The sequence below is a fragment of the Paenibacillus sp. ATY16 genome, from assembly GCF_003399985.2.
Classification (GTDB): Bacteria; Bacillota; Bacilli; order Paenibacillales; family Paenibacillaceae; genus Pristimantibacillus; species Pristimantibacillus glycanilyticus.
In genome coordinates, this window is sequence record NZ_NMOK02000015.1 from 157,916 (window position 1) to 183,768 (window position 25,853).

Here is a 25,853-nt window from a genome sequence, read left to right on the forward strand (position 1 = left end):
AATCATTTTGCTCGAGCGATACACTCATCGTACTCCCCTAACCTAATCCGGACAATGGCTGCGAATTACACATTCGTATCTGTGATTGATATTTCGTATTCATAGGATATACAATTGTTCTGAGGTGATTGTATGCATGTGGCATCAGCCGTAGCCGGCTCCGTCGTTTATCCCCCTGGAGGAAAATTCGGCCCTCGTATCCAACAGGATTTTCAGCTTGTTATGTTATATACCGGAGAGATGTCCGTCACGATCGACGGCCGTGAGCTCCGCGTCCAGCCCGGACATGTCGTTCTGCTTTTGCCCGGACGTGAAGAGCAGTTCGTCTTTTCAAGAACCGAGGATACCTGGCACCGCTGGATTGCGGTACATGTGCCGGAGCTGGCGGAACAGACCCGGGAATCGTTCCGGCTGCTGCCGGAATGCCTGCCGCTCACCGAAGAAATGAATCGGCTTACGGATCTCCTGCTCCGTCTTCAGCGGGATGCCTCGCCAACCGACCCCGTCATGCAGCAGCTTGGACTAGCCGCTTTGCATTTGTATCCCATTGAATCCAAGCGGTCCTTGGAGCAGAAGGAGAAGCATCCTGCGATTTATGCGGCGTTAGCCTGGATTCGCGAACATTATGCCGAAGAGGTGGTTTTAAAAGAAATGGCAGCTGCCGCAAACGTCTCTCCCGAGCATCTGGTAAGACTGTTTAAGCAATATGAGCAGACTACGCCCTTCCAATACCTATGGAGCTACCGTCTCCAGAAAGCAGTGGAACTGCTCAACAATACAGGTCTTACCGTCACGGAGATTGCCCAGCGCTGCGGCTTTAAGACCTCCCATCATTTTGCCAGGCAGCTTAAGCAAGCTACCGGCCATACCGCCTCCGAGCTCCGGCAATTATCATGGAGCGGTCTGCGAAAGGCTTAAATCGGATGCTTCCAACGCTTGCGCTGGTAAAAGCAGCCCTTCAAGGTAGGTTTTATTATGTTGGACAGACGGGTGATCCGGGCGGTAGGCGCGTGCGATTTCATTATGCTCGTAGGCTTTCAGCCATTCTCCAAGCTTGTCATAACAGACGCAGAGCTGCAGATGAGGCAGCCAGGTTGAACAGGAAGTATTTTGCATCGACCATGCCTCATCCTGCCTTGGCGCCCGCAAAGCGGATTCATACCAGAAAGCGGCCGTTTCATACGAACCTTTTTGCAGATGGTAATAACCGATACGGCAGCAATTGTCTGCTTTTGGACTTCCATAGCTGAAGGAACGGAGTGCGGATTCGAGCGCCAGCTCCTGATTGCCGAGTGCCGCATAGCAATCCGCAAGCTTGCCGCAAGCCGCTATATTGTCCTCCACCCATCCCTTATTGGATTGAAGAAACAGGCCGTAAAAATGGACCGCTCTTTCATTAAGGCTATGATCCTTTAATTCATTGGCGTAATAGTACAAATCTCTTGGACTTAATTCTTCGCCCTTGGCAAGCCGCTGCTCGTAGATCCGCAGATTCCGGTCACTGTCATGTCTCGTGCTGGCATGAGTAACCGCAATATCCGAAGCGCTAGCGACCCCGTACACCTCCAAATATTCATGAACGGCGCCAATCCAGCGAAAATTGCGCGAACGCTTCACCAACCGGTTGCGACGCAGCCTGTTAATTACCTGCCCGGTCTCGTCCTCCGTCAAATTGTAGAACATCGATACGGTGTCCACTTCCGTTGACAGGGACGACTTGAGCTCGAGCAGCTTTACCTGATCCTCTTCTTTCAAAATATCATCCGCATCCAGCCACAATATGTATTCGCAGGTTGCCTTCCCGAAAGCGAAGTTCCTTGCCGCGGCAAAATGATCAATCCACTCGAAATCGTAGATCTTTGGCGTGTAATCGGAAGCAATTTCTTTGGTCCTGTCCAAGGATCCCGTATCCACGACAATAATTTCGTCCGCAATTCCTTTCACCGAATCCAGGCATCGTGCCAGAACATCCTCCTCATTCCTCACAATGAGACAAAGGCTGATACTAATCATCGCCCAGAACCCTCCCTTATTCGAACTTTTCCGCCGAGTTCCGACAGTTCTCGATAGACAAGTCTTCGTTTTCGTTTAGCCATAAAGAATATTACTAATTTATGGAACATATTTTTCAATATTCCAATTTCCCGGCGTGTGCGATGAGGTGAACAAAGAAGGGAGATAGCTTGCCGCAAGCCTAAGCAATGTCAAAAGCCAAACATGCATCTAGAGGAGTGATAAAGGATGGCCACAGGTCCAATTCCAATTACGGCATCACAATTAGCTTCCTTGCAAAATGTATTAACCGATTTGTCCAATCTGCTGCCAAATGTTCTGGAGAACCCGACATCCAGCCGCGTGTCTCAACTGAATACCATATTAAATGAGCTTCGATCTCTCGTATTAAGCATTGATTTTGATGCGAATGAACAGTCCGCGCTGCTTTCCCTTCTTGAAAATCAAATTACCCTTGTCGAAACGGTACCGTTCTCTCCGATTGGAACGGTTATTTTAACGGAATCTCTTATCAATATACTTGGAGCGGATGCCTTATTATTCGATATTCCTCCGGCCTCCAAGGACTCCCTCATCGGTCAGATCCGTACCGTATCCCGTCAGCTTGCCATGATCCTCCCCGTCATCAGTCCGTCAACCGGAACTCAAGGCCCAGTTGGTCCTCAAGGTCCTGCCGGGGTTGCGGGTCCAGCCGGACCTGCCGGACCTGCCGGAGCCGCGGGACCCGCCGGGCCTGTTGGGCCTGTTGGGCCTACCGGAGCTGTGGGCGCAGCGGGTCCGGCAGGAGCAGATGGCGCTATTGGCGCGACCGGCCCTACTGGGGCCACGGGGGCTGGTCTGACTGGCATTACCGTGTACAACCCACTGAATTCGTCTTTCTATCCTTTTGGCCAGCTTGTAGAATACGATGGCAATACTTATCTCGTCCTGGTAGCAAGTCCGTCTGGCGAACCGGGTTCTTCTCCTGATTATTTATATCTTTCAGGAGATGCGACCGGCGTTACCGGCGCGACCGGGGACACCGGGGCAACAGGCGCTACCGGGGACACAGGTGCTACCGGGGCGACGGGTGCAACTGGGGCCACGGGCGTCACTGGCGCTACCGGGGATACCGGCGCCACTGGCGCGACGGGTGACACTGGCGCTACCGGGGCAACGGGCGCTACCGGGGACACCGGCGCTACCGGGGCAACAGGCGACACTGGCGCAACGGGCGTCACTGGCGCGACGGGTGACACCGGGGTGACGGGCGCAACGGGCGTCACTGGCGCTACCGGGGATACCGGCGCCACTGGCGCGATCGGTGCAACAGGCGACATTGGCGCTACCGGTGCGACGGGCGCGACGGGCGCGACGGGCGCGACGGGCGCAACGGGCGCTACCGGGGACACTGGCGTTACGGGCGCTACCGGGGACACCGGCGCTACTGGCGCGACTGGCGACACTGGCGCTACGGGAGCAACGGGCGCGACTGGTGCGACGGGCGTCACTGGGGCTATCGGGGATACCGGCGCTACCGGTGCGACGGGCGCGACGGGCGCGACGGGCGACACTGGCGCGACGGGTGACACTGGCGCGATCGGTGCGACGGGTGCGACGGGCGCGACGGGCGACACTGGCGCTACCGGTGCGACTGGTGCGACGGGCGACACTGGCGCAACAGGCGCGACTGGTGCGACGGGCGTCACTGGCACAACAGGCGCGACGGGTGCGACGGGCGACACTGGAGCAACAGGCGCGACGGGTGTGACGGGCGACACTGGAGCAACAGGCGCGACGGGTGCGACGGGCGTTACGGGAGCTACTGGCGCGACGGGCGACACTGGCGCAACAGGCGCGACGGGCGTTACGGGAGCTACTGGCGCGACGGGCGACACTGGCGCGACCGGCGCAACGGGCGACACTGGTGCTACCGGAGCCACAGGTGCTACGGGCACTACCGGGGACACTGGTAACACTGGAGCTACAGGCGCTACGGGTGCGACTGGTGATACTGGCGCTACTGGCGCGACCGGTGATACTGGCGCAACTGGTGCGACGGGCGCTACAGGCGACACTGGCGTGACTGGCGACACTGGGGCCACTGGCGCTACCGGGGACACCGGCGCGACGGGCGCTACTGGCGCTACTGGCGACACTGGCGCGACAGGTGATACTGGCGCAACTGGTGCGACGGGCGCTACCGGAGTTACCGGAGCTACCGGAGCTACCGGAGCTACCGGCGCAACAGGCGACACTGGCACGACGGGCGACACTGGCGTAACTGGTGCGACGGGTACGACGGGTGCGACGGGCGTCACGGGAGCTACTGGTGCGACGGGCGACACTGGTGCTACCGGCGCGACGGGCGCTACAGGAGTTACCGGAGCTACCGGCGCAACAGGCGACACTGGCGCTACCGGCGACACTGGTGCCACCGGTGCAACAGGTGCAACAGGTTCGGCCGGCTCCGGCGCTATTATTCCTTTTGCTTCCGGAACACCTGCAGTCCTAACTACAGTACTTGGAGGATTACTGAACACCTCTACGCTAACTTCCTTTGGAACCAACGCTGCGGGAGTTACCGTTACAGGCGGCACGATTGACTTGACCGGTGCCGCCGGGCTACTCTTGAACATGGCATTCTCCGCGCCGCGTACCGGAACAATCACCTCTTTAGCCGCTTACTTCAGTACAACTGCAGCCTTAACACTGGTAGGCTCGACGGTCACTATTACAGCCCAGCTCTTCGAATCCGCAACGCCAAACAACACCTTTACGGCAGTCCCTGGCGCTCTGGTAACCTTAAGTCCGGCTCTAACCGGAACTCTAGCTCTTGGTACAATTTCTTCCGGCCTGACTACCGGACTCTCCATTCCCGTCACGGCCGGTACTCGCCTGCTCCTTGTCTTCTCTGCTTCCGTAACGGCGGGGGTGGATGTCGCAACTACCGTTGCCGGCTATGCAAGCGCGGGATTAACCATCGTATAGCAATGAAAAAAGCACGGAGCCATGGCTCCGTGCTTTCTTATTAGTTATTGTAAGGATCAATGGTTTGAATCGTGCCGTCTTCGTTATACTTAAGCTCGGTAAACTTCACGCTGCGCTTATGGTCGACGCCTCCGGAAAGGGATGCATCATGGTAGAACAAATACCACTTGTCCTGGAATTCCACGATGGAGTGGTGGGTTGTCCAGCCGATTACCGGCGTCAGAATAGTACCCTTGAAGACAAAAGGTCCTTGCGGGTTGTCGCCAATGGCATACACAAGCTTATGAGTCGAGCCCGTCGAATACGACAGATAGTACTTGCCATTGTATTTGTGAACCCACGGTCCTTCGAAATAACGGCGGTCTTCGTCGCCGGCAAGCAGCGGATTGCCTTCCTCGTCCACGATGGAAATCTCTTTCGCCTCGGATTTGAAGGTCAGCATGTCGTCGCTCAGTTCCGCGACGCGTGGACCAAGAGCAGGTCCGTTTACATCCGGATCAGCGGCATCGGCAACAAATTCGCCGGTTGTCCATTTCTCCAGCTGTCCGCCCCACAAACCGCCGAAGTACATATAAGCTCTGTTATCTTCATCCACGAGAACGGCAGGATCGATGCTGAAGCTGCCGGGAATATAGTTTTCTTCTGCCTTGAAAGGCCCCGCCGGAGCTGCGCTGGTTGCTACGCCGATACGGAATACTCCTTCTTTATCTCTGGCCGGGAAATACAAGTAATAAGTATTGTTCTTGAATGCGGCATCCGGTGCCCACATTTGCTTGGAAGCCCAAGGCACATCCTTCACATGAAGAGCTTCGCCGTGATCGACACACGGTGAATTGGCGTCATCCATGGATAAAATGTGATAATCCTCCATCTGATATTGGTCACCGTTATCGTTAGTCGGTCCGTCATGATCGAGGTCATGGGAAGGATAAATATAAATTTTGCCTTCGAAAACATGCGCAGAAGGATCTGCCGTAAAAATATGCGTTACGATTGGTTCATTTGGTTTGGACATGTGCTTAATCTCCTTTTCGCGCATAACTGATACCATGCTAATACACCTTTTTTATTCTAACTTTATTCGGCCGACGTTAAACTACATAAATTAAAGAACATTGTTTGTAAAATTAAGATTTCAGCGCAAAAAAACCGTGCAATCGGCGGATTACACAGGTTTTTTGCCATTTTCTATACAACTATCATTCTCCAACGGCAAGAACGATACGCCCGCGGCCATGTCCCGCTTCCGACCGGGTATGAGCTTCGCGTGCCTCTCTCAAAGGAAATACGGCCTGAACTTGCGCGCGAACCACACCCGTGCCGATCAGCTCCGCAATATCCGCTAAATCCTGCTTGGTGGCCAGCGCTGAGCGGAGCACGCGCACGCCTTCCTGCTGTCCCCGCTCGATTGGAGGCTGACCCGTTATAGTAAGCAAAGCTCCTCCCTGCTTGATCAGCGGCCAAGAACGTTCGAGCGTAGCTCCGCCAATCGTATCCAGCACAAAATCCGCCTCCCGCTCCAGCCCCGCTTCAAACGGACCGGCCGTATAATCAATGGCATGATCCACGCCAATGGATCGGATAAAATCCATATTCGAAGGACCTGCTGTTCCGATAACATAGGCTCCTTTCCATTTGGCGAACTGGACGGCAAACAAGCCTACTCCGCCGCCCGCGCCATGGATAAATACGCGGTCCCCGGCCTTAATGCCCGCGTTGTTGATCGCGCGCCAGGCGGTTGTTGCTCCTCCGGAGATGGTTGCCGCTTCGGCAAAGCCGATGGAAGAAGGCTTAAGCGCAACCGAATCCGCCGCGACGGTGGTATATTCCGCGTAGGTCCCGTTTGTGCTCCTTCCGAATACCTCCTGCCCGGCTATAAGTCCGGTCACTCCCGGACCCGCGCTTTCGATTACGCCGGCAAAAGCCGTCCCCGGTATGAGCGGGAATTTAACAGGCATCGGGAACAACCCTTTGCGGATTTTCCAATCCACGGGAAGCACTCCGGCAGCCGCAATGCGGATCAGCACCTCCCCTTCCTGCGGAACCGGCTTTGGAGCTTCCTCCAGCAGCAGCACCTCGGGTCCCCCGAATCGATAATAACGGATGGCTTGCATCGTTTGAGCCATGGGAATAAGCCCTCCTTATTGGAATGTCATGCGGAATCGTGTAAAATCAAAATACGGAATGAACACATATTGAGTATACTCACTAATTATTCGATAAGTAGACTATAGGAATTCATGCGTCAAAAGTCAAGGAGGAACTATGGCAGCATCCGAAACAACAATACCATCAGCCGGCCACCTGCTGGAAACGCTGCTCCGGACAACCCACCGTCTGCATCTCCGGTTCGAAGCCCAGTTATCAGCCTTCGAGGTTCCGGAATATTTGTCCGGACCAAGGCTGCGCTTCCTCGTCTCCGTCGCCGAAGCCGGACAAATCCGGATGAGCGATATCGCCGCAAAGCTTGGCATCAAGCCGCGCACCGTTACGCAATTCGTGGATGCGCTTGAGCAGGAGAGGCTGATCGTCCGACTGCCTGATCCGGAAGATCGCCGGGCTACTTTTATCCAATTGTCCGAAATAGCGCCTCCCCTTATCCAACAAGCGCGGCTTGCGATGAGCGAGTCGGCAGACATGGTTCTCGCTTCGATATCGCCGGAGGACCGCGGCGAGCTGCTGCGTTTGCTGCGGCAACTGAGCGAATAACCGGAAAGGATTACAGCTTATGAGCTTTCAATATACCGATGATGATGTCCGGGTATTATGCGGCCGGTTCGCCTTCGAGGAAGGGGAATCCATCTGGCAGGCGGGCGGAGTGACGATATTGCGGTATGACCCGGACAAGCCGTACTGCGAAGCCAATGTCCGGACGAACCGCGATCTGATCGTGACGGCTACCCGCATCCGCGGCGAGATCGTGGCAACCTGCACCTGCCCGGACTTTGATCCCGAAGATAAATATTGCGAACATGTCGCAGCCATGCTGCTGCGTCTGTTGGAGCTGCCCGAAGAAGCCCTCAACCTGGCCCGCATCTCGGCAAGCGACCAGCTGCTGTCGTCCAGCATATTGGACTTATTCGGCAGCCGCGAACGGGGACAGTCAACGCTTCTTGGCAGTACGCGTTATGTAAGAGACACCCGCATCCCCGTTGAAGTTCAGTTCACCTGCGTGATCTTCTCGAGCGGTTACCGGAACTACCGGATCGGAATCGAGCTGCGCACGGGACTTGGAAGACTGTACGTGGTGCCGGATATCCGCGCATTTATCGAAGGAATCGCTTTGAACGTCACTCGCACCTTCTCCAAGCAGTTTACGTTTCATCCCGCTGAACACCGTTTCCGTAACGAGGATTACGCTTTGCTGGGCGAATTGGCCCGCATCAGCAGAAACGAAGCGCTGTATCAGGAAGAGGCCGCGCCTTCTGGCGGGAAGGCGCGCGGAAAGCAAAACAACCGGATGCTGATGATCCCTCCTGCGGATTGGCCAACCGTGCTGCCTTTGCTTACTTCCTGTCCTTCCGTGCTGATTGATCAGGAGGGTACCGTTACCGCCGGCCTGCAAATAGACGAGGAGGCCTCCCCCGTCCGATTCGAATTCGGCGAACAGGACGAGAGCGGCTTTCAGCTAAGTGTTGAAGGCTTGGACAAGATTACCGTTTTAACCGCCTACAACATGGTATTAAGCGAAGGCCGGATGAAGCAGCTTCCCGAGGCTTCGTGCAAACAGCTGGCCGATTTCAAAAATATGCTGGACGCCTCGCACCGGCAGCATGTCGTCATCTCGCCGGAACAGATCGAGCCTTTTATGGAGAAGGTTGTCCCCGAGCTGATGAAGCTTGGAAAGGTTCAGGTAACCCGAAGCGTCTCGGAAAAAATCGTGCAAACTCCCCTGCAGGCAAGACTCTATCTGGACCGGATTCGGGAACGGCTGCTCGCCGAGCTGGAGTTTCAATACGGGGATATCAAGATTAACCCGCTGGCGGCCCATACGGACTATAAGACCGAGGACCGGATTCTTCTCCGGGATGGAGACAAGGAAAATCAGATCCTCGATATGATGGAGCAGAGCGGCTTTATTACAACGGAGCTTGGCTACTACATGCAGGATGAGGAAAGCGAATACGAGTTTCTAAGGCATACCATTCCGAAGCTGGAAAAACTGCTGCAGGTTCATGCTACCTCGGCCGTTAAGACGCGGATCGTTGTCCCCAATACTCCGCCATTGCTGAAGGTTGAAGTGGACGAGAGGACCAACTGGCTGGAATTCAAGTTCGAGCTGACCGGCATTTCCGACGACGAGATCCGAAGCGTGCTTCGCTCTATCGTGGAGAAGCGCCGATACCACCGGCTCCAGGAAGGCGCGCTGCTGCCGCTCGAAGGCAAGGAATACGAAGCCATTACGAGAATTATTAACGAGACGGGCTTCCTCCGTACGGACCTGAATCAATCCGTCTTCCGTATCCCCGTGGCGCGCGGACTCCATCTCGGGGATTTCGAGAATGAAGGAAGAACGATTCAGCTCGGCAAATCGCTGCGCAAGCTTCTCGCTCATATCCGCAACCCGGATCACCTGGAATTTGAAGTACCGGCTACCCTGCGGCATGTGCTGAGGGATTATCAGTCCTACGGCTTCCAATGGATGAAGACGCTGGCCCATTACCGGTTCGGAGGAATTCTGGCGGACGATATGGGACTTGGCAAAACGATTCAAAGCATCGCGTTCCTTCTCTCCTGTCTTCCGGAGATCCGGGAAATGGAGCAGCCTGCCATTATCGTTACGCCGGCATCCCTCATGTACAACTGGCTAAGCGAGCTGAAGAAGTTTGCTCCGGAGATCCGAGTCGTCATCGCGGACGGAACAAGACCGGAAAGAGCGGCCAAGCTCAGGTCTCTGAAAGAAATCGACGTCGTTATCACGTCGTACCCGCTGCTCCGCAGGGATGTCGAGCTGTACGTACAACGCTTCTATCATACGGTTATCTTGGACGAAGCGCAGGCATTCAAAAATCATGCGACTCAAACCGCGCAGGCCGTAAAAGCCTTGCAAGCCAAGAACCGGTTCGGGTTAACCGGTACTCCGCTTGAGAACAGAGTCGAGGAGCTATGGTCCATTTTTGGCGCCGTGTTCCCCCAGCTGTTCCCTGCCCGCAAGGTTTTCTCCGACCTGCCGAGGGAAAACATCGCGCGCCGCGCGCGCCCTTTCCTGCTTCGCCGCTTGAAATCCGACGTGCTGAAGGAGCTGCCGGACAAAATCGAGACCCTACAGGCCACCAGTCTGCTGCCGGAGCAGAAGAAGCTGTACGTCTCGTATTTGGCCAAGCTGCGTACGGAAACCGTCAAGCATCTGGATAATGACCGGAGCTTTCAGCAGAACCGGATCAAAATTCTGGCCGGCCTGACCCGGCTGCGTCAAATCTGCTGCCATCCGGCGCTATTTATTACCGATTACGAAGGAAGCTCCGCCAAGTTCGAGCAGCTGTTCGAAATCGTGGAGGAATGCCGCAGCACCGGCAAACGGATGCTGATCTTCTCGCAGTTCACCGAGATGCTGGGTCTCATCAGCAAAGAACTGGTCCGCCAGGGCATCTCTTATTTCTACCTCGACGGCAGTACCAAAGCCGCGGAACGGGTAGAGCTGTGCAACCGGTTCAACGACGGGGAGAAGGACATCTTCCTCGCATCGCTTAAAGCGGGCGGAACAGGACTTAACTTGACCGGTGCCGATACCGTAATTTTGTATGATTTGTGGTGGAACCCTGCCGTAGAGCAGCAAGCAGCCGACCGGGCGCACCGGATTGGCCAGACCAAGGTGGTTCAGGTTATCCGGCTGGCCGCCCACGGCACGGTTGAAGATAAGATGTACGCGCTGCAGGAACGGAAGAAAAATATGATCGACGACATTATCCGGCCCGGCGAAGAGCAGCTGTCTTCGCTTACCGATGCGGATATCCGCGAGATATTGGCGATTGGCGCCGATGAGCGGGATTTGTAAGAGGAAATGCAATAGACAAAAAAAGCGACTGTGCAAATGGGGTCAGACCCAGCCTAAGCACAGCCGTTTTTTATATTCCGACATGACTACCTTAAATGCCGCGTAAGTTTAAAAAGCCGTTATAACGGCAAAATTTCTTTTGATTGAAGAATCGCCAGCTTGATCCGGTTCTGTGCGCTTTGCTGCAGCCGTTCCGCAATATCTGGCGTCTCCCGGTAGACCGGAGGATGATGAACCGCGCGGAAATGAATCGGCACAAGAACATGAGCCTGCAGAACAACAGCCGCAGCTACCGCCTGCTCCGGAGTTAGCGTAATAGGCTGGCCGCTTGGGATCATACCCGGAAATTCCACAACGGCTCCATTTACCGGCAGGCAAGCAGCATCGAACGGTCCATACGCTTTGCTGAGCTTCCACCAGTAGCCATGCCATAACGTGTCGCCGCTATGAATCAGCTTCTTCCCTCCACCCTCCACAATCCAGGAAACTTGCGGATCGCCAAAACCGTCTACGGAAAAGCCAGCCGTAATCGTTAATTCGCCAACTTCTATCTGCTGCCCTAAGCTTACGCCTTGAATATTGGTCAATGGCGTATCGGTCATATGCCGTACGGATTCCAGCGGAACGTAGACCGGAATAGATGCGCCGTAGTAAGCGGCGATAGCTCTTGGATCAAAGTGATCCTCATGATGATGCGTAACGAAAACGGCATCCGCGTGGCCGAATTCGTCCAATGGAAACAGTTCTTCATGGGATGAACCAAACTTGGCGGGAAAATGATACATCGGGTCAATGGCAATCGATGTTTCGCCGCTTAATACGCGAATACCCGCCCATGGCAGCTTTTGAAGAAACATAAACGCATCATCCTTTATTTTTTAATGGGTACCCGAAGGTTCCGCCAATATCATAATAGGATCTGGATTTTATTGTCAATTCCGACTAAAGGGGGAAATTTCAATGATTTCTTTAGACCAAAAGGTTGGCAGGCTAAGAGATCAGGAGTTTAACTATTACATAAGCGGCAACGAGAACAAGGGAACGATTGTCATGCTGCATGCCGCTTTTGCTGACCACACCTTGTTCCAGGAGCAAATCCCTGAACTGATCGGGCATTACCGGCTGATCACTCTCGACATGCCTGGACACGGTATTAGCGCTGGAACGAAATCCAAGCTTACCATGCCAGACATGCCGGACATCATCAGCCGCATTCTCGCGGACAACCGGATCGCTTCCTGCCATCTGCTTGGCGTCTCGCTTGGCTCGCTGGTCGCGCAGGCTTTTGCGGAGAGATATCCCGGGCAGGCACGGTCCGTCATCATCGTTGGAGGTTACTCCATTCATAAAGCGAATAAGCGCGTCCGCAAAGAACAGCAGGCCGAAGGACTCAGATGGATTAGATATCTGCTATTCTCCATGCCCAAATTCAAGCAGCATGTCTTGAACGCCTCTTGCGCTACCGAGCAAGGGCGCATCTTGTTTGACCAGGGGATCCGGCACTTCCGGCGCCAATCCTTTCAGGCGATGAGCGGCATGGGCTCCTTTTACACGGAGAAAACCGAACCCATGACTTATCCGATGCTGCTCATAATCGGAGAGCATGACCGGAAGCTGGCCCACGATGCCGCGGAGGAACTTCATCGGTTGGAGCCGCAATCACAGCTTGTGACCCTTCCGGCTGCGGGTCATTGCGCCAATGCGGATGAGCCGGAAGCTTTTAACCGGATCGTCCGGCATTATTTGTCTAACGTTAACCGCTGCCCGTCGGCAGGAATCAGAACCTGACCAAGCAATACTTCCGCGCTTAACGCTTCCGCGAGAATTTCTCTTGTCACCAGACAATGATTGATCGTATCCATATGAACGGCAACCACCTTCGCAGACGATGCGTAACGGCATACAAGGATGACATCCTGCGCATTCATCGTAATGGGATCGCCAACGGCAAATTGCGCCCCGCCCGCGTTCACGACCGCGACATCCGGATTGAAAGCATCCAATGCATGCTTCACTTCGTCACACCAGATCGTATCGCCCGCGATATAAAGAGTCGGCTCGCCTTCCGCTTGAAGAACAAAACCGGACACCTGCCCCATTTTTTGGCCGATCTCTCCCGTCCCATGCCGGCCGCTTGTTCTTGAGATCGTAATGCCCTTATAGATGGCGGACTGGCCGATTTCCGTTACGTTAGAAAAATGCTGTCCCGTGATCGCCGCGAAGTCCCCCGGTTGGCAGAACAACGGAGTCGACTTCGGCAACGCCTCTATTGCGGCGGCATCCCAATGGTCGGGATGGAGGTGGCTGACGAGAATAACATCGGGCTGCAGCAGTTTTTCCATGGGAAAAGGCAGCGGAACAAGCGGATTCCGCCGGTCGTTCGTTGCATTCATAATCGGCGGATTTACGCCGGCATCGCTAAACATCGGATCAACGAGAAACTGTACTCCCGCATAGTTGAGCCACAACGTGGCATGCCTGATAAGCTGAATGTTCATATTTCTATCCCTCATTTCTAATCGTGTCTGATACAATTATAAAATAAGCTGCATCGAGCACGAATAACCTCGTGAAACGATATAGACGCTTTTATTTTCATAATGAAAGGATTTCTTCCGACATGCTAAGCTCATACGGAATTGACGATATCGACAGACAAATATTAAGCTGCCTGATTGCGGATGCCAGCCAGTCCCACAAGTCCATTGGAGAGCAGGTGCATATGACCGGGCAGGCCGTAGGCGCCCGCGTCCGCAAGCTTCAGGACCTCGGCATTATTGAAGGCACAACGGTCAATTGGAATCCCGAGAAAATCGGCTTGACCGTCCATGCCTTTGTCACCGTCTTTTTGGCATCCAATACGGCGCATCAGGCGTTCCAGCAATTCGCGGGCAGAAGCAGTCAGGTTGTCGAAATTCACCGCGTCAGCGGCGAAGGCTGCTATTGGATGCGCGTGCGCGTCGGCTCGCAGCTGGAGCTGACGAGCTTTCTCGACGAGCTGCTTGGCTACGGCAATTATAAGGTAAGCTTGTCTATTGGGCAGATGAAGTAAACAAAGGAGCCGCGTATCGTTACGCGGCTCCTTATCTTTATTCCAGTACGCTTTTGTAACGGTCCGGCCGATAGCCTGCTTTTTCCGCCATGATAGCGGCAAGCTCCTTGCCTTGCTCCCGCAGGTCATCCATGTACAGATCCGCTTCAATACGGCCTCTGGACATAATGAGCGCACGGTCGATAACCGTCTCGATCTCGTCAAGATGATGGGTAACGATCAGAATCGTCTCATCCCCCTTCAGATTGCCGATCATCAGCTTCAGGAAGTCCCGCCGCGTAAACATATCTTTGCCGAGGAAAGGCTCATCCATCAGAAAGTATTTGGCGCCTTTCGCCATCCCCGCACTGATCTCCAGCTTGGATTTCTGGCCTCTCGAGAAGGTGCGAATGCGCTTATGGGGCTCCAGCTCGTAAAATTTCAGCAGCTTATGATAATACGCAAGATCAAATTGCGGGTAAAAGGCGGAGAGAAATTCCGCATATTGAACCGGTGTCAGCTTCGGAATGTAGCTTCCCTCTTCGGTTATATACGCAAGCTGCTCATACTGCTCTTCTACAGGACGGCCGTTCAGCAAAATATCCCGATGCTGGACCTCGCCCAGCCCCATAATCGCTTTGAGCAGCGTCGTTTTCCCGCTTCCGTTCTCGCCCAATACGCCAACAATTTCGCCGCTTGGAATGGTCAAATCCCGAATATGCAGGATAGGTCTGGCATCGCCGAACGTTTTCTCCACGTACTTTAATTCAAGCATAACTATTCCCCCTTTCCCCGCTCAAGCTTCAGATGGTCGAATAAACGATAGTCGTAGAGTTGGAGATCATAAGACTCTCCTTCCGGCCAGTTAAAGGTATTAACCAGGTCATCGTTCAAATCCGATACCAGCTCGCCTTCGTAAAGAAGCTGATTCGCCTTATACGCTCTTATCATTAAATGAATAGGCAGGTACCCTTCAAACCGATCCTTTGGTCTAGCTTCCGTAAACGTATAAACCAAATACAGCCTTCCGTCCAGGTATTGCATGTTCATTCGGCTGCGATAATAATCCTTCCAGGTGCTTGCATAGTCCAGATTGGTTGCATCCGCAAGCTGCATGCCGTTGCGAAAATCGATACTCCATACCGTTTTGCGATAAAAGGTATCATAATCCGTTTGAACGGAATTGTTCTGAAAGACAAGATTCAACACCTTATCATTGGTAAAGGCCTCGTATTGATCCGAATACACGCTGCCGGGTGGATCAAGCCTGATATTGCCAAGCATCTTCCCGCTTACCGGATCGTAACCTCTGACGACGACATGCCCGTTCTCCTTCAATACAAGCGCAAGCTTGTCGCCCGCTGCCGCTAGTCCAAGCACGGCAAGGGAGGCACTCTTTTTATTCTGGTCCAGACTAAATTCCGTCACCGTCCGGGTCGTTCCTTCCTCTGCAAAAGAAAGCTCGTAAATGCCGTTTGTGCCCGTACTGTCCGCCGCAGTTGGCACGGTAAAATACAGATGATCTCCAACCTTTGCGAGTCCGTATTCCAGTGGATTGACATAATTGCCGTCCGCATTCGCTTTCGCAATTTTCGTATAGACAAGCGAGGACTTGCCGTTATTCTTAACATTCAACAAGTTCTTGTCGGTATACAAGACGTAAAACGCGCCTTCTCCGTGTACCTCGTACTCCAGATTGTCTATCCTTTTTTTGCCCCCGTTAACGTACTTGTAATGATCCGGCAGAAGTAACGGAGGATCGTACACTTCGGTATGCTTCGTTAATTTCCCCTTGTTTATCTCAAACGCCGTGCTCGCATACTGGTCGCTAATATCTCCGGAGATTCTAATCGGGTCAATTGCCGACCGGTCGCCAAAATGATCTTTTATATACAAGGTCCCCGCATTCTGGTGGGCATGGTTCAGCCAGGAAAAGAACCCAATAAGCAGGATGGCAATTATGCCAGTGGGAATCGCAAGATGACGGGAAAGCTTCCGAACAATCATCATCGTATATCCCTCCTTATTCCGCTGGCCGGATCCGAATATGATCAAATTCCCTGTTATACGTCGGATCATAGCTATAACTGGTTGAAAGATGCGCGACCCGGTTGCTGTCCTGGTTCCGGTCCGTTACAAGCTCGCCTTCATATTGAAGCCTCGCTGCCTTGTAGACCCTTATCATCAGGTGTTTGGGGCGGGCCATATCAAACAAGATATCGTTCTGATCCTTTGTTTCCGTTGACTGATAGATGACATACAGCTTGCCGTCCATATAGTGAATGCTTTTCATGTTGCGCAGGTTGGACTCCATATCGTCCGGGTAGCTGACGGCTGTTTCGTCCAGCAGCTTTACTCCGTCCGCAAGATCAAAGCTCCATATTGTTTTGCTCACTTGTCCTTGGTCGGGACCGCTCATAAACGCCAGGCTTAACCTGCCGCTGTCGGAATCCGAATACGCTTCATAGGATTCATAGAACGAACGGCCATGAGCCTTATCGGATCCCGAAATGGAAAAGCCGCTTACGGCCGCTTCCCCTAACCGCTCTCCGCTCTTGCCGTCGTAGCTCCGGATCACCAGCTTATGATCTTCCTCCAGCACTAATGCAAGCTTGTCGCCAACCGCTTCGAGTCCAAGCACCTGTATCTCAGAGGAGCCGTCACCTTTGTTTTTATCAAGACTGAAGGTAGCCAAGGCCTCCGATGCCGGCAATTCCCCCCGATAATCCCTGCCGTTAATAAAGTTTAATCGATAGATTCCGCTTGTACCGGCATAGCTGTTTGTCGAAGGAACGACGAAGTAGTACTGGTCTCCAATGTTGGCCAGCCCGTATTCAAGCCGGTTCGTGTAAGTAGCGCCATTGCCCTTTCTCGGCTGCTTGTTCTCGTCATACTCGGTCATATTCGAATGTACCGACGCTTGCCAGTATGATCCTGGGTCCTCGGGGTCTCTAGCCGTTATCGAGTCCGGCGAAAAGACGTTGTCAAATTTCCACTTCCCTTTTAACTTATCGGGCTGCGTGCTGTTGTACCAAACCGCCCGCGGCGGATCAAGCAGCTTCGTATTCGTCGTTACCTCTCCATTAACCAGATTAAACCGGGTACTGTGAAAGCCGTCTCCGAGTTCACCGCTGATGGACACATCCGACAACGCTTCTTGGTCTCCCTCATGATCCTTTAAATAAAAAACCCCGTTATCCTTGTCCGCATGAACCAGCATGTATTGCGACGCGATCAGAAAGAGCGCCAGAATGAATATCGGAAGGGCCGCATGGCGCGATATTGTTTTGTCTAAACGCGACATCAGGCGATAACCCCTCTCCGGACCAGCCTCATGCTATGCCAGATGAAGAAACCGCTCAATAAAAACAGGGCTATGCTATACGCATACAGCTTTGCCACTGTCCAATCCAAATCCGGCGCGGCAATCTGAGCGTTCAGAATATGCCTCATGATCCACCCCGCGGCAATGACGAGAATGATGTACCAATGCCGTCTGCCCCGTTCGCACAGGAACGCATAATAGAGTCCGGTTGCCAGGCTTGCAAGCATGCTGACCGAAGCCACCCAGCCGCCGATGCTAATGGGCAATAAAACCTTCAGGAAGTTGGAACGGATAAAAGCGAGGAACAACCCGTTATGCATCACGAACCTGCCATCCGCATAGCTGCCGATATGACTCGCATACGCCGAGTACCCCCAGCGGATCGCCAGCAAATGACCCGCAAAAAGCAGCAGCAGCCCAATCGTAAAAGATATCAGATTGCTCCAATAAAACGCCTCGCGCTTTACCGGAAGGGTCAAGTACGTATAGATGCTTTTGCTTCCCCAATACGCGTTGTACTGCTTCACGAGAAAATAAACGCAGAACACGGCAATAAACGCGAACAACGCCGTCTTGCAGCCGGTTGTAGCATATAAACTCTCGAATCTTGGATGAACGGAATTTTCGTTTAATTTCTCCACCGCGGATTGCAGCAGAAGATACGGCGTCACGATCATCCCCGCCGTCAGAATCAACAAAACGGGCAGCATGGACGCGAATTGAATATTAAGCAGCCGGTACAAACCTTTCATTTGCCAGCACCTCCTGTATTAATCGACTAATACAATGACTCTATAAAAAACTTACTCCCACAACTCCGTTAGAAGCTCCACGGTTTTCTTGAACGAGAGATTCGCTTCCTTGGCTTCCGCGATAAACGCCGCCACCATTTCCTTTGTCAGCTCGGTTTCGATCCGGCCGTATATCTCGTCGTCCAGATAAATCACGCTTCCCGTAGTGCTGCTCGTTCGGACGTAGCCTTCATCCTCCATGAGCTTAAACGCCTTCTGAACGGTGTTCGGATTAATGTTCAGCTGCATCGCGATATCCCTTCTCGAAGGAAGCTTGTCGCCGGATACGGCCCATTTTAGCAAAATACGCCGTTTCACATGCAGGGCAATCTGCATATAGACCGGCATTTTATTATTCAACTGCAAATCCTGAAACGTCAGCAATACCCTCACCTGCCTCCTGCTATGACTGTATTATGGCAGTAATACAATGAGTTGGCAAGGGGCACTTGGAGGTTATCTTCCTCATTGCAGTATTTTCGGGACATTTGTTACTATTAAACTAAAAACAGATAAAGGAATAGATCATGATGTCTTCAACTTCTCTGGAAACGGTCGCTTATCGTGAAATTCGGGAGCGGATTATGCGCGCGGAATATATGCCCGGCTCCATGTTATCGGAAAATGAGCTTGCCGGACTGCTTGGCATGAGCCGGACCCCTATCCGTGCAGCCATCTCCCTGCTGGAGCGGGAAGGCCTTGTGGGAACTTTTCGCGGGCGGGGGGTAATGGTTAAGGAAGTGTCCGCCCATGATTTCAGCGAAATGTATGAAGTTCTAGTCTCTATGCAGCTGTTCGCGCTGGACACGGCCTTAAAGCGCCAGCTTGCTTTCGATGTGGATACGATGCGCCAATTACTCGAGCAGCAGCAGTTGGCATTGGAACAAAGCGATTACTACGGTTATTACAACCATACCCTTCTGTTCACCGAAGCGATTCTCCGGACGATTCATAACGAGAGCATGCTGCAAATTATGGAGCTGTACCGCGGGCGGTATGTCTTCCATACCGTTGCCTACCGCAAAAAATACCCGCAATACCAGCCAAGCCGCTCCGTTCAAACGAACCGCCGGATTTACGAAGCGGTTAAGAACGGTGATATCGCAGCGGCCAAGGCCGCTGTCACGGAGCAATACGCCGATGTCCATGAGCAGTTCATCCTCGGCGGATTGATGAGATAGACCCGTAAACCGGAAGCCTTAACGGCCTCCGGTTTTTTTATTTCTTTTACAAATATTCAACCTTTCGATTACAAACAACAAATTGCTTATCGGCTTATGGTGTTATTTTTCGATTATGAAGAAAACCTTGGTAATCGTTCCTTAGTAGAAAAGCATTAATTCTATTAAATATTTTTGTGAGATATTACCTAAACTGGTTCCTTCTTGCGAACCGTTTATATATACTTGAATTATAATTTCTCTACCCCTTGCGTGACCACTATCTGTAGGAGGGTACATATGGAGAGGACTTTTTCGATTTCCCGCTACCCCGATGTAAAGGCCGTGACAAGCCAGCTGGACCGGCTCATTGATCAGCCGATTTATTCGATTAGACCCGATGCTTTGAAGAAATACGAAGAGGATTATTTTGAAGCGAAATGCGCGAAATCGAAAGAGATGATAGACGTTGCCAAGGAGATTATTCCCGGCGGCGTCCAGCATAACCTGGCCTTTAACTATCCGTTCCCCCTTGTATTTACGAAAGCCGAAGGCGCTTACCTCTACGACGCAGACGGCAACCGTTATTATGATTTTCTCCAGGCCGGTGGCCCGACGGTGCTCGGAAGCAACCCGCCCGAGGTGCGCCGGAAGGTCATCGAGCTGCTGAACGATTGCGGCCCCTCCACCGGACTTTTCCACGAATACGAATATAAACTAGGCAAAAAAATCGCCGACAGCATCGACTCCGTCGAAATGTTCCGCATGCTGGGCTCCGGCACGGAAGCCTGCATGGCGGCTATCCGCGTGGCGCGTCTGGCAACCAAGAAGAAAAAGATTATCAAGATGGGCGGCGCTTATCATGGCTGGAGCGACCAGCTGGCCTACGGCATCCGCATTCCCGGATCCAAATGGACGCAAGCGCAGGGCGTTCCCCGCTATATCTTCAAGCATACCCAGGAGTTTTTCCCGAACGATCTGGAGGATCTGGAACGAAAGCTCCGCTTCAATCAGCTGCGCGGCGGCACGGCAGCCGTCCTGATCGAGCCGGTTGGACCGGAGAGCGGCACAAGGCCGGTTGACCCGGATTTCAATAAAGGCGTGGAGCGGCTCTGCCGTAAATACGGCGCCCTTCTTATATTCGACGAGGTGGTTACGGCCTTCCGTATCGGAATGTCCGGTGCGCAGGGCTATTACGGGGTATCGCCGGATCTGACGGTCTTCGGCAAAGTCGTTGCGGGTGGCTATCCGGGGGCTGGCGGCCTCGGCGGCAAGAAGGAATACATGAAATATTTGTCCGCGGGCATTGAAGCCGGAAGCAAGCATAAGAAGGCGCTAATCGGCGGTACGATGGCAGCGAATCCGCTCAGCTGCGTAGCCGGCTACTACACGTTATCCGAGATTGAACGGACGAACGCGATCCCGAGATCCGGCCGGATGGCCGACCGGCTGACCGAAGGACTGCAGGCTTTAATCGGCAAATACAAGCTGCCGTTTGTCGCTTTTAACCAAGGATCGATCTGCCACCTCGAGACGGTAGGCACGATGCATTTTTCCATCAACTGGTCGAAGCCTTGGCAAATTCCGAAGGTATTGTCGGAGACGTCCAAACGGAAAAGAGAGATGGAGCATATGGGCGCGGCCTACATGGCCGAAGGGATCGTAACTCTGGCAGGCAGCCGGCTGTACACCAGCGGGGCTTACACGGAAGAAATGATTGACGACGTCCTTGTCCGCTTTGACCGTATTTTCAGCCATGTAGCCTTATTGGAGGGATAATAGGATGCCCGTGACAGCTACCGAGGAAGCCAAGCAGCGTGTTATCGAAGCCGGAATCAAACTGATGGAAACCGGTCTGATTGCCCGCACCTGGGGAAACGTAAGCCACCGCATCGAGGGCGGCCGGTTCGTCATTACGCCAAGCGGCCGGGATTACCGCTCGCTAACGCCGGAGGATATCGTTACCGTGGAAATCTCCGATTGCAGCTATAGCGGCAATATCAAGCCTTCCTCCGAGAAAGGCGTGCATGCCGAGGTCTACAAACGTTTTCCCAATGCCCATTTCGTCATCCATACTCATCAGGAGTATGCATCCGTCATCAGCGCCTGCAATGTGGATGCCGTTCCGATTACAAGCGGCTTGCTGGCAGGACAGGTATTATGCGGGGCTTACGCGCTCCCGAGTACCAAGAAGCTGCAGCGCAACGTTGCTAAAGCGCTTACTCTTACCACCAACAAAGCGATTATCATGAAAAACCATGGTGCCGTCTGTTACGGCGCCAACGATACGGAAGCCTTCGAAGCCGCCCTGGAGCTGGATCAGGCTTGCCTTCAATATATCGAGGGTACTTACAAAAGCTTGACTGGCGAGCAAGAAGCCGATGCGGCCGCGTTAAGCCGGTTTGCGCTTGGGCTGAGCTGCTCTTCCCCGGAACCTGCTTCCCGGATGCTGTATCACAGCAGAAGGACCGAGGATGGTTTCCTGCTGTATGACGATTCCGGCTTCGAGCTCCTTGGCCGGTATGAAGAGCTGGATGCCGCCATGCCGGACGAAGCCTGGGTCTACCAGCAAATCTACCGTACGCATAATCAGATTAACCATATTCGCTGGAGCGGCATTCCGGAGATTACGGCATTGTCCCAGACCGGGCAGCCGCTGAAGCCGCTGCTTGACGACTTTGCCCAGCTGATCGGCACCTCGGCAAGAAACGCTGCGCTCTCCCCTTCCGAGGTAACCGCTGCTCTCAAAAGTTCCTCAGCCGTGCTGATCCGCGGAAAGGGCGCTTTATGCTGCGGCGCTACCTATGACGATGCTCTAGCCGTAGGAATGGTTTTAGAGAAAAACGGCAAGGCTCATATCGGAGCTAAGCTGCTTGGCCAAGTCAAGCCTATACATTACCTGGAAAGCCTGTTAATGCGATTGGTGTATTTGAAAAAATATTCGAAGCAGGCTGCAGCGACCTCCTAGCCGAAAGGTGGAATTGTTATTAAAAGAATCTTCCTCATGAAATGGATCATTCTTTTATCGATCGTCCCGGTTATCGTATCGACCGAAATGATGTGGCTCTCCCTCGCGCCAATCTCGAGCTTGGCGGAAGACTATTACGGCGTCGGCAGCATGTCCGTCACGTTATGCTCCATGAGCTTTATGATCATGTTTATCTTATTCTCCATGCCCGCCTCCTGGGTCATAGACAAATGGGGCTACAAAGCTTCCCTTCTGATCGGCGCAGGTCTGACTGCCGTATTTAGCTTATTGCGCGCCTTGTATGCGGAGCATTTTACGCTTGTCCTGATCTTTCAGTTCATTCTGGCGATCGGGCAGCCCTTCCTGCTTAATATCGCTACGAAAGTAGCCTCGGACTGGTTCCCGCTTCGGGAGAGATCTACGGCAGCCGGCATTCTGACGCTTGCCCAGTATATCGGATTTATCGTTCCGATGGCGCTTGCTCCCGCAATCGCGGAAGCTTCCGGCATCCCCAACCTGTTTATGTGGTTCGCGGCGTTTGCGATTGCTGCCGCAGGTCTCGCCGCTGCGTTTGTTTTCGTGAAACCTCCCGCTTCCCTGCCCAATTCCGCCCCCAGACAAGAGGTATTACGCTTCCAATCGATTGGTCTGCTCATCGAGAACAAAAGCTATTTTCTTATCCTGCTCGTCAGCTTTATCTGCATCGGCATCTTCAACACGATTCTTACCCTTCTGGAAACGATCCTTATTCCCCGGGGATTTACATCAGAGGAAGCCGGACTTGTTGGCGCAGTATTTATCGTCGCCGGGATTATTGGCGCAATTGCTCTGCCGATCCTGTCGGATAGACACCGGATTCGGGCGCCTTTTTTTATCGCGGCCATTACGCTGCTCATTCCTGCCTACTTGGGATTAACCTTTGCGGAACAATTCATTCCGGTAACCGTTATTGCCGGACTTGCGGGCTTCGCCATTATGGGCGTTGCTCCGATCTTGTTCCAGCATGGCTCGGAGCTTGCTTATCCCGTTCGGGAAGGCACTTCGCTTGGCATGATTTTGCTGATGGGGCAGGTTTCCGGCATTGCTTTCGTTTATTTGTTTGAAGTTCTGAACGAAGCACTGGAGTCTATCGTCTGGCCGATGCTGCTGTTTGTCGTGCTGACGGCCGCTTTGCTTCCCGTTACGCTGCGCATTCCGGAATCGGCCTACCAGGCCAAGGATGAAGATACCAATCAGTCCATGTAAAAGGTAAAGGCGGGTGCAGCAAATGAGTGCTTACGTGCTCACTTACGATATAGGAACCTCCGGCGTCAAAACTTGTCTTTACCATCTGTCCCCCTCCTTGTCGCTTGTGGCCAGCGCTCTGCATGGCTATGAGCTTACGATTCTGGGCAATGGCGGCGCGGAACAGGATCCGGCGGACTGGTGGCAGGCGATGAGGGCAACAACAAGGCAGGTGCTGGAGACGAGCAGCATCCCAGCCTCGCATATTAGCGGCATCTCTTTTTGCGCCCAAATGCAAGGTCTAGTGCTTGTCGACGAACAAGGCGAGCCGGTCCGCAAAGCAATGAGCTACATGGATACCCGGGCTGCCGAGGAGCACCGCAAAGGAATCAGGCACGGCATTCAAATTGCCGGGGCCAATGTATTCAAGCTGCTTAAGTCGCTTGCAATCACCCGCGCCGTTCCGGCCAGCGTCAAGGATCCCGTCTGGAAATACCGGTGGGTGCAGCGGCATGAACCCGAGGTGTTCCGCCGCGTTCACAAGTGGCTGGACGTCAAGGAATATCTGCTCTTCAAATGTACGGGCGAATTTGTCATGACCGAGGACACCGCTTATGCCACGCTGCTGTACGACGCGAGAAACAACCGGTTCAGCAAGGAAATGTGCCGGATGTTCGGCGTCCGGAACGAGCATTTTCCGAAGGTGATTCCGTCCACGGCAATGGCTGGATTATTAACCGCCGGGGCTGCCGCGGAGCTCGGGCTTACGGAGGGCACGCCCGTATTCGGCGGAGGAGGCGATGCCTCTCTTATCGGCGTGGGAGCCGGTGCGGTTGCGGAAGGCGATACGCATATTTACCTGGGTACATCCGGCTGGGTATCGACGGTTGTGAACCGTCAGATTATCGATGCGGGCAGCATGATCGCTTCCATTGTAGGAGCAAGGCCGAAGCATTATCATTATTTCTGCGAGCTGGAGACGGCGGGCAAATGCCTGGAATGGGTCAAAAACCATCTGGCCTTGGATGAAATCGGCATCTATTTGGAGAAAAAACAAGTATCCGACTCTCAGGAAACGATGTACCGCAGCCTATACGATTACATGATGCATGCGATCAAAGACGTGCCCGCGGGCAGCAACGGCGTTATCTTTACGCCTTGGCTGCATGGCAACCGCTGTCCGTTTGAGGACGCGCACGCACGGGGCTTGTTTTTCAACATCAGCATTGAAACGGGGAAAACCGAGCTCATTCATGCCGTGCTGGAAGGCATCTGTTACCATCTAAGGTGGCAGCTCGAAGCGCAAGACCGGAAGATTACGACCTCCCGGGCGATCCGTTTTGTCGGAGGCGGCGCGCTTGCCCCGCTTACCTGCCAGATCCTCGCCGATATTTTGGGACGGACGATCGAGACGGTTGACAGTCCGCAAAATGCCGGTGCCATCGGGGCAGCCATTACCGCGGCCGTTGGACTTGGCATCGTTCCAGACCTGGACGCAGCCAAATCTTTCGTGCGGGTACGCGCCTCCTATACGCCCAATCCCCGGAACAAAGCTATCTATGATACGTACTTTGGGGTATTCAAGTCCTTGTACAGCCGAAATAAAAAAGCATTCGGCATCCTAAATAATCTCAAAGGCCATGCAGATGTTTTTCGTGCCTCGCTATGATACAATACTTGAATTGACGGGCTTTACACATTTAGGGGGCTTTAAGAACAACTATGCTTATTATTGGTATCGCTGGCGGCACCGGTTCGGGGAAAACCTCGGTAGCACGCTCCGTTATTGAACGGCTTGGCGAAGATAAGGTCACTTTTATCTCGCAAGATAATTATTACAAGGATCATCCGCATTTGAGTTTTGCCGAGCGCGAAGGTCTGAACTATGATCATCCTCTTGTTTTTGACAACGAGCTCTTAATCGAGCATTTGAAGCAGTTGAAATCCGGGCAGGCGGCCGAAGCTCCGGTCTACGATTTTCCAAACCACTCCCGGTTTAAGGATAAGACGGTTGCGCTCATACCTTGCAAAATCATTGTCATAGAAGGACTTCATGTGTTGTCCGACGAAAATTTGCGCGCGATGCTCGATATCAAGGTGTTTGTGGACACCGATCCCGATGTGCGCATCCTCCGCCGCGTGCTGCGGGATATTGAAGAGCGCGGCCGCTCCATTCAATCGATTCACGATCAATACTTGAAGACGGTTAAACCGATGCATGAAGCCTTTATCGAGCCATCCAAAAAATACGCCGACATCATTATTCCCGAAGGCGGACAGAACGAAGTAGGCATTCAGATGCTGTCCATCCTTATGGAGAAATATTTCTAAACATACGAAAGGGCTGTCCCGCTTTGGGACAGCCCTTTTCTACGA

22 protein-coding genes are annotated in these 25,853 nt (G+C 53.3%); 12 read left to right on the forward strand and 10 right to left on the reverse strand.

The window, feature by feature from the left end; translation table 11 throughout:
- Nucleotides 1–132: 132 nt before the first annotated feature.
- Complete coding sequence (locus CFI03_RS09130; RefSeq protein ID WP_248757142.1) at nt 133–918, forward strand: AraC family transcriptional regulator; 786 nt, start codon at nt 133–135, stop codon at nt 916–918.
- On the opposite strand, the gene CFI03_RS09135 is transcribed toward CFI03_RS09130, so the two are convergent.
- Complete coding sequence (locus CFI03_RS09135; RefSeq protein WP_248757143.1) at nt 892–2,013, reverse strand: tetratricopeptide repeat-containing glycosyltransferase family 2 protein; 1,122 nt, start codon at nt 2,011–2,013, stop codon at nt 892–894. The two genes, CFI03_RS09130 and CFI03_RS09135, sit on opposite strands and share 27 nt — an antisense overlap.
- 228 nt (nt 2,014–2,241) lie before the next feature.
- Here CFI03_RS09135 and CFI03_RS09145 point away from each other — a divergent pair, with 228 nt between their 5' ends.
- Nucleotides 2,242–4,983, forward strand: coding sequence for an exosporium glycoprotein BclB-related protein (locus tag CFI03_RS09145; protein WP_283094468.1), 2,742 nt, complete (start codon nt 2,242–2,244; stop codon nt 4,981–4,983).
- A 40-nt stretch (nt 4,984–5,023) separates the two neighbouring features.
- Here the strand turns inward: CFI03_RS09145 and CFI03_RS09150 are convergent, their stop codons facing one another.
- Together CFI03_RS09150 and CFI03_RS09155 are read right to left on the reverse strand one after the other, a co-directional pair.
- Nucleotides 5,024–5,998, reverse strand: a complete 975-nt coding sequence (locus tag CFI03_RS09150) for a glycoside hydrolase family 43 protein (protein WP_174806608.1) — start codon at nt 5,996–5,998, stop codon at nt 5,024–5,026.
- Between the two features lie 184 nt (nt 5,999–6,182).
- Nucleotides 6,183–7,109 carry an NADP-dependent oxidoreductase gene (locus tag CFI03_RS09155; protein ID WP_248757144.1) on the reverse strand — a complete coding sequence of 309 codons (927 nt, stop codon included), beginning with the start codon at nt 7,107–7,109 and terminating at the stop codon, nt 6,183–6,185.
- Between the two features lie 139 nt (nt 7,110–7,248).
- On the opposite strand from CFI03_RS09155, the gene CFI03_RS09160 reads away from it, so the two are divergent.
- Nucleotides 7,249–7,692 carry a MarR family winged helix-turn-helix transcriptional regulator gene (locus CFI03_RS09160; protein WP_248757145.1) on the forward strand — a complete coding sequence of 148 codons (444 nt, stop codon included), beginning with the start codon at nt 7,249–7,251 and terminating at the stop codon, nt 7,690–7,692.
- A gap of 19 nt (nt 7,693–7,711) precedes the next feature.
- Nucleotides 7,712–10,978: a DEAD/DEAH box helicase gene (locus CFI03_RS09165; protein ID WP_248757146.1), complete on the forward strand. Its 3,267-nt coding sequence runs from the start codon at nt 7,712–7,714 to the stop codon at nt 10,976–10,978.
- A 119-nt stretch (nt 10,979–11,097) separates the two neighbouring features.
- Here the strand turns inward: CFI03_RS09165 and CFI03_RS09170 are convergent, their stop codons facing one another.
- Nucleotides 11,098–11,835, reverse strand: a complete 738-nt coding sequence (locus CFI03_RS09170; RefSeq protein ID WP_248757147.1) for an MBL fold metallo-hydrolase — start codon at nt 11,833–11,835, stop codon at nt 11,098–11,100.
- A gap of 103 nt (nt 11,836–11,938) precedes the next feature.
- Between CFI03_RS09170 and CFI03_RS09175 the strand changes: the two genes are divergently transcribed.
- The gene (locus CFI03_RS09175; RefSeq protein WP_248757148.1) at nt 11,939–12,766 is read left to right on the forward strand and encodes an alpha/beta fold hydrolase; all 828 of its coding nucleotides are present in this window, start codon (nt 11,939–11,941) and stop codon (nt 12,764–12,766) included.
- Here the strand turns inward: CFI03_RS09175 and CFI03_RS09180 are convergent.
- Nucleotides 12,718–13,476 carry an MBL fold metallo-hydrolase gene (locus tag CFI03_RS09180; protein WP_248757149.1) on the reverse strand — a complete coding sequence of 253 codons (759 nt, stop codon included), beginning with the start codon at nt 13,474–13,476 and terminating at the stop codon, nt 12,718–12,720. The two genes, CFI03_RS09175 and CFI03_RS09180, sit on opposite strands and share 49 nt — an antisense overlap.
- Before the next feature lie 122 nt (nt 13,477–13,598).
- On the opposite strand from CFI03_RS09180, the gene CFI03_RS09185 reads away from it, so the two are divergent.
- A complete protein-coding gene (locus CFI03_RS09185; protein WP_248757150.1) occupies nt 13,599–14,030 on the forward strand; it encodes an Lrp/AsnC family transcriptional regulator in 432 nt (143 codons plus the stop codon).
- A 37-nt stretch (nt 14,031–14,067) separates the two neighbouring features.
- On the opposite strand, the gene CFI03_RS09190 is transcribed toward CFI03_RS09185, so the two are convergent.
- The 5 genes from CFI03_RS09190 to CFI03_RS09210 are packed head-to-tail and all read right to left on the reverse strand — an operon-like array spanning nt 14,068 to nt 18,518.
- Nucleotides 14,068–14,784 (reverse strand): ATP-binding cassette domain-containing protein, encoded by a 717-nt coding sequence (locus CFI03_RS09190; RefSeq protein WP_248757151.1) that lies wholly within the window; start codon nt 14,782–14,784, stop codon nt 14,068–14,070.
- A gap of 2 nt (nt 14,785–14,786) precedes the next feature.
- Nucleotides 14,787–16,019 carry a hypothetical protein gene (locus CFI03_RS09195; RefSeq protein ID WP_248757152.1) on the reverse strand — a complete coding sequence of 411 codons (1,233 nt, stop codon included), beginning with the start codon at nt 16,017–16,019 and terminating at the stop codon, nt 14,787–14,789.
- Between the two features lie 13 nt (nt 16,020–16,032).
- Nucleotides 16,033–17,313, reverse strand: a complete 1,281-nt coding sequence (locus tag CFI03_RS09200) for a hypothetical protein (protein ID WP_248757153.1) — start codon at nt 17,311–17,313, stop codon at nt 16,033–16,035.
- Nucleotides 17,313–18,086: a hypothetical protein gene (locus CFI03_RS09205; protein ID WP_248757154.1), complete on the reverse strand. Its 774-nt coding sequence runs from the start codon at nt 18,084–18,086 to the stop codon at nt 17,313–17,315. The genes CFI03_RS09200 and CFI03_RS09205 overlap by 1 nt, the downstream gene beginning before the upstream one ends.
- A gap of 51 nt (nt 18,087–18,137) precedes the next feature.
- Nucleotides 18,138–18,518, reverse strand: coding sequence for a GntR family transcriptional regulator (locus CFI03_RS09210; RefSeq protein WP_127495949.1), 381 nt, complete (start codon nt 18,516–18,518; stop codon nt 18,138–18,140).
- A gap of 134 nt (nt 18,519–18,652) precedes the next feature.
- On the opposite strand from CFI03_RS09210, the gene CFI03_RS09215 reads away from it, so the two are divergent.
- The 6 genes from CFI03_RS09215 (at nt 18,653) to udk (ending at nt 25,808) form a co-directional block, all read left to right on the forward strand.
- Nucleotides 18,653–19,306 carry a GntR family transcriptional regulator gene (locus CFI03_RS09215; protein WP_248757155.1) on the forward strand — a complete coding sequence of 218 codons (654 nt, stop codon included), beginning with the start codon at nt 18,653–18,655 and terminating at the stop codon, nt 19,304–19,306.
- A gap of 279 nt (nt 19,307–19,585) precedes the next feature.
- Nucleotides 19,586–21,064: an aspartate aminotransferase family protein gene (locus CFI03_RS09220; protein ID WP_248757156.1), complete on the forward strand. Its 1,479-nt coding sequence runs from the start codon at nt 19,586–19,588 to the stop codon at nt 21,062–21,064.
- Nucleotides 21,065–21,068: 4 nt separating this feature from the next.
- Entirely contained in the window at nt 21,069–22,253 is a 1,185-nt protein-coding gene (locus CFI03_RS09225; protein ID WP_248757157.1) for a class II aldolase/adducin family protein, read from the forward strand.
- Between the two features lie 36 nt (nt 22,254–22,289).
- Nucleotides 22,290–23,498, forward strand: coding sequence for an MFS transporter (locus CFI03_RS09230; protein WP_248757158.1), 1,209 nt, complete (start codon nt 22,290–22,292; stop codon nt 23,496–23,498).
- Between the two features lie 22 nt (nt 23,499–23,520).
- The gene (locus CFI03_RS09235; protein WP_248757159.1) at nt 23,521–25,146 is read left to right on the forward strand and encodes a xylulokinase; all 1,626 of its coding nucleotides are present in this window, start codon (nt 23,521–23,523) and stop codon (nt 25,144–25,146) included.
- Between the two features lie 53 nt (nt 25,147–25,199).
- A complete protein-coding gene (gene udk, locus CFI03_RS09240) occupies nt 25,200–25,808 on the forward strand; it encodes a uridine kinase (RefSeq protein WP_248757160.1) in 609 nt (202 codons plus the stop codon).
- Nucleotides 25,809–25,853 lie beyond the last annotated feature (45 nt).

Coding starts and splice junctions, on each gene's coding strand:
- CFI03_RS09130 (WP_248757142.1), top strand. CDS start 133: ATGCATGTGGCATCAGCCGTAGCCGGCTCCGTCGTTTATCCCCCTGGA.
- CFI03_RS09135 (WP_248757143.1), bottom strand. CDS start 2,013: ATGATTAGTATCAGCCTTTGTCTCATTGTGAGGAATGAGGAGGATGTT.
- CFI03_RS09145 (WP_283094468.1), top strand. CDS start 2,242: ATGGCCACAGGTCCAATTCCAATTACGGCATCACAATTAGCTTCCTTG.
- CFI03_RS09150 (WP_174806608.1), bottom strand. CDS start 5,998: ATGTCCAAACCAAATGAACCAATCGTAACGCATATTTTTACGGCAGAT.
- CFI03_RS09155 (WP_248757144.1), bottom strand. CDS start 7,109: ATGGCTCAAACGATGCAAGCCATCCGTTATTATCGATTCGGGGGACCC.
- CFI03_RS09160 (WP_248757145.1), top strand. CDS start 7,249: ATGGCAGCATCCGAAACAACAATACCATCAGCCGGCCACCTGCTGGAA.
- CFI03_RS09165 (WP_248757146.1), top strand. CDS start 7,712: ATGAGCTTTCAATATACCGATGATGATGTCCGGGTATTATGCGGCCGG.
- CFI03_RS09170 (WP_248757147.1), bottom strand. CDS start 11,835: ATGTTTCTTCAAAAGCTGCCATGGGCGGGTATTCGCGTATTAAGCGGC.
- CFI03_RS09175 (WP_248757148.1), top strand. CDS start 11,939: ATGATTTCTTTAGACCAAAAGGTTGGCAGGCTAAGAGATCAGGAGTTT.
- CFI03_RS09180 (WP_248757149.1), bottom strand. CDS start 13,476: ATGAACATTCAGCTTATCAGGCATGCCACGTTGTGGCTCAACTATGCG.
- CFI03_RS09185 (WP_248757150.1), top strand. CDS start 13,599: ATGCTAAGCTCATACGGAATTGACGATATCGACAGACAAATATTAAGC.
- CFI03_RS09190 (WP_248757151.1), bottom strand. CDS start 14,784: ATGCTTGAATTAAAGTACGTGGAGAAAACGTTCGGCGATGCCAGACCT.
- CFI03_RS09195 (WP_248757152.1), bottom strand. CDS start 16,019: ATGATGATTGTTCGGAAGCTTTCCCGTCATCTTGCGATTCCCACTGGC.
- CFI03_RS09200 (WP_248757153.1), bottom strand. CDS start 17,313: ATGTCGCGTTTAGACAAAACAATATCGCGCCATGCGGCCCTTCCGATA.
- CFI03_RS09205 (WP_248757154.1), bottom strand. CDS start 18,086: ATGAAAGGTTTGTACCGGCTGCTTAATATTCAATTCGCGTCCATGCTG.
- CFI03_RS09215 (WP_248757155.1), top strand. CDS start 18,653: ATGATGTCTTCAACTTCTCTGGAAACGGTCGCTTATCGTGAAATTCGG.
- CFI03_RS09220 (WP_248757156.1), top strand. CDS start 19,586: ATGGAGAGGACTTTTTCGATTTCCCGCTACCCCGATGTAAAGGCCGTG.
- CFI03_RS09225 (WP_248757157.1), top strand. CDS start 21,069: ATGCCCGTGACAGCTACCGAGGAAGCCAAGCAGCGTGTTATCGAAGCC.
- CFI03_RS09230 (WP_248757158.1), top strand. CDS start 22,290: ATGAAATGGATCATTCTTTTATCGATCGTCCCGGTTATCGTATCGACC.
- CFI03_RS09235 (WP_248757159.1), top strand. CDS start 23,521: ATGAGTGCTTACGTGCTCACTTACGATATAGGAACCTCCGGCGTCAAA.
- udk (WP_248757160.1), top strand. CDS start 25,200: ATGCTTATTATTGGTATCGCTGGCGGCACCGGTTCGGGGAAAACCTCG.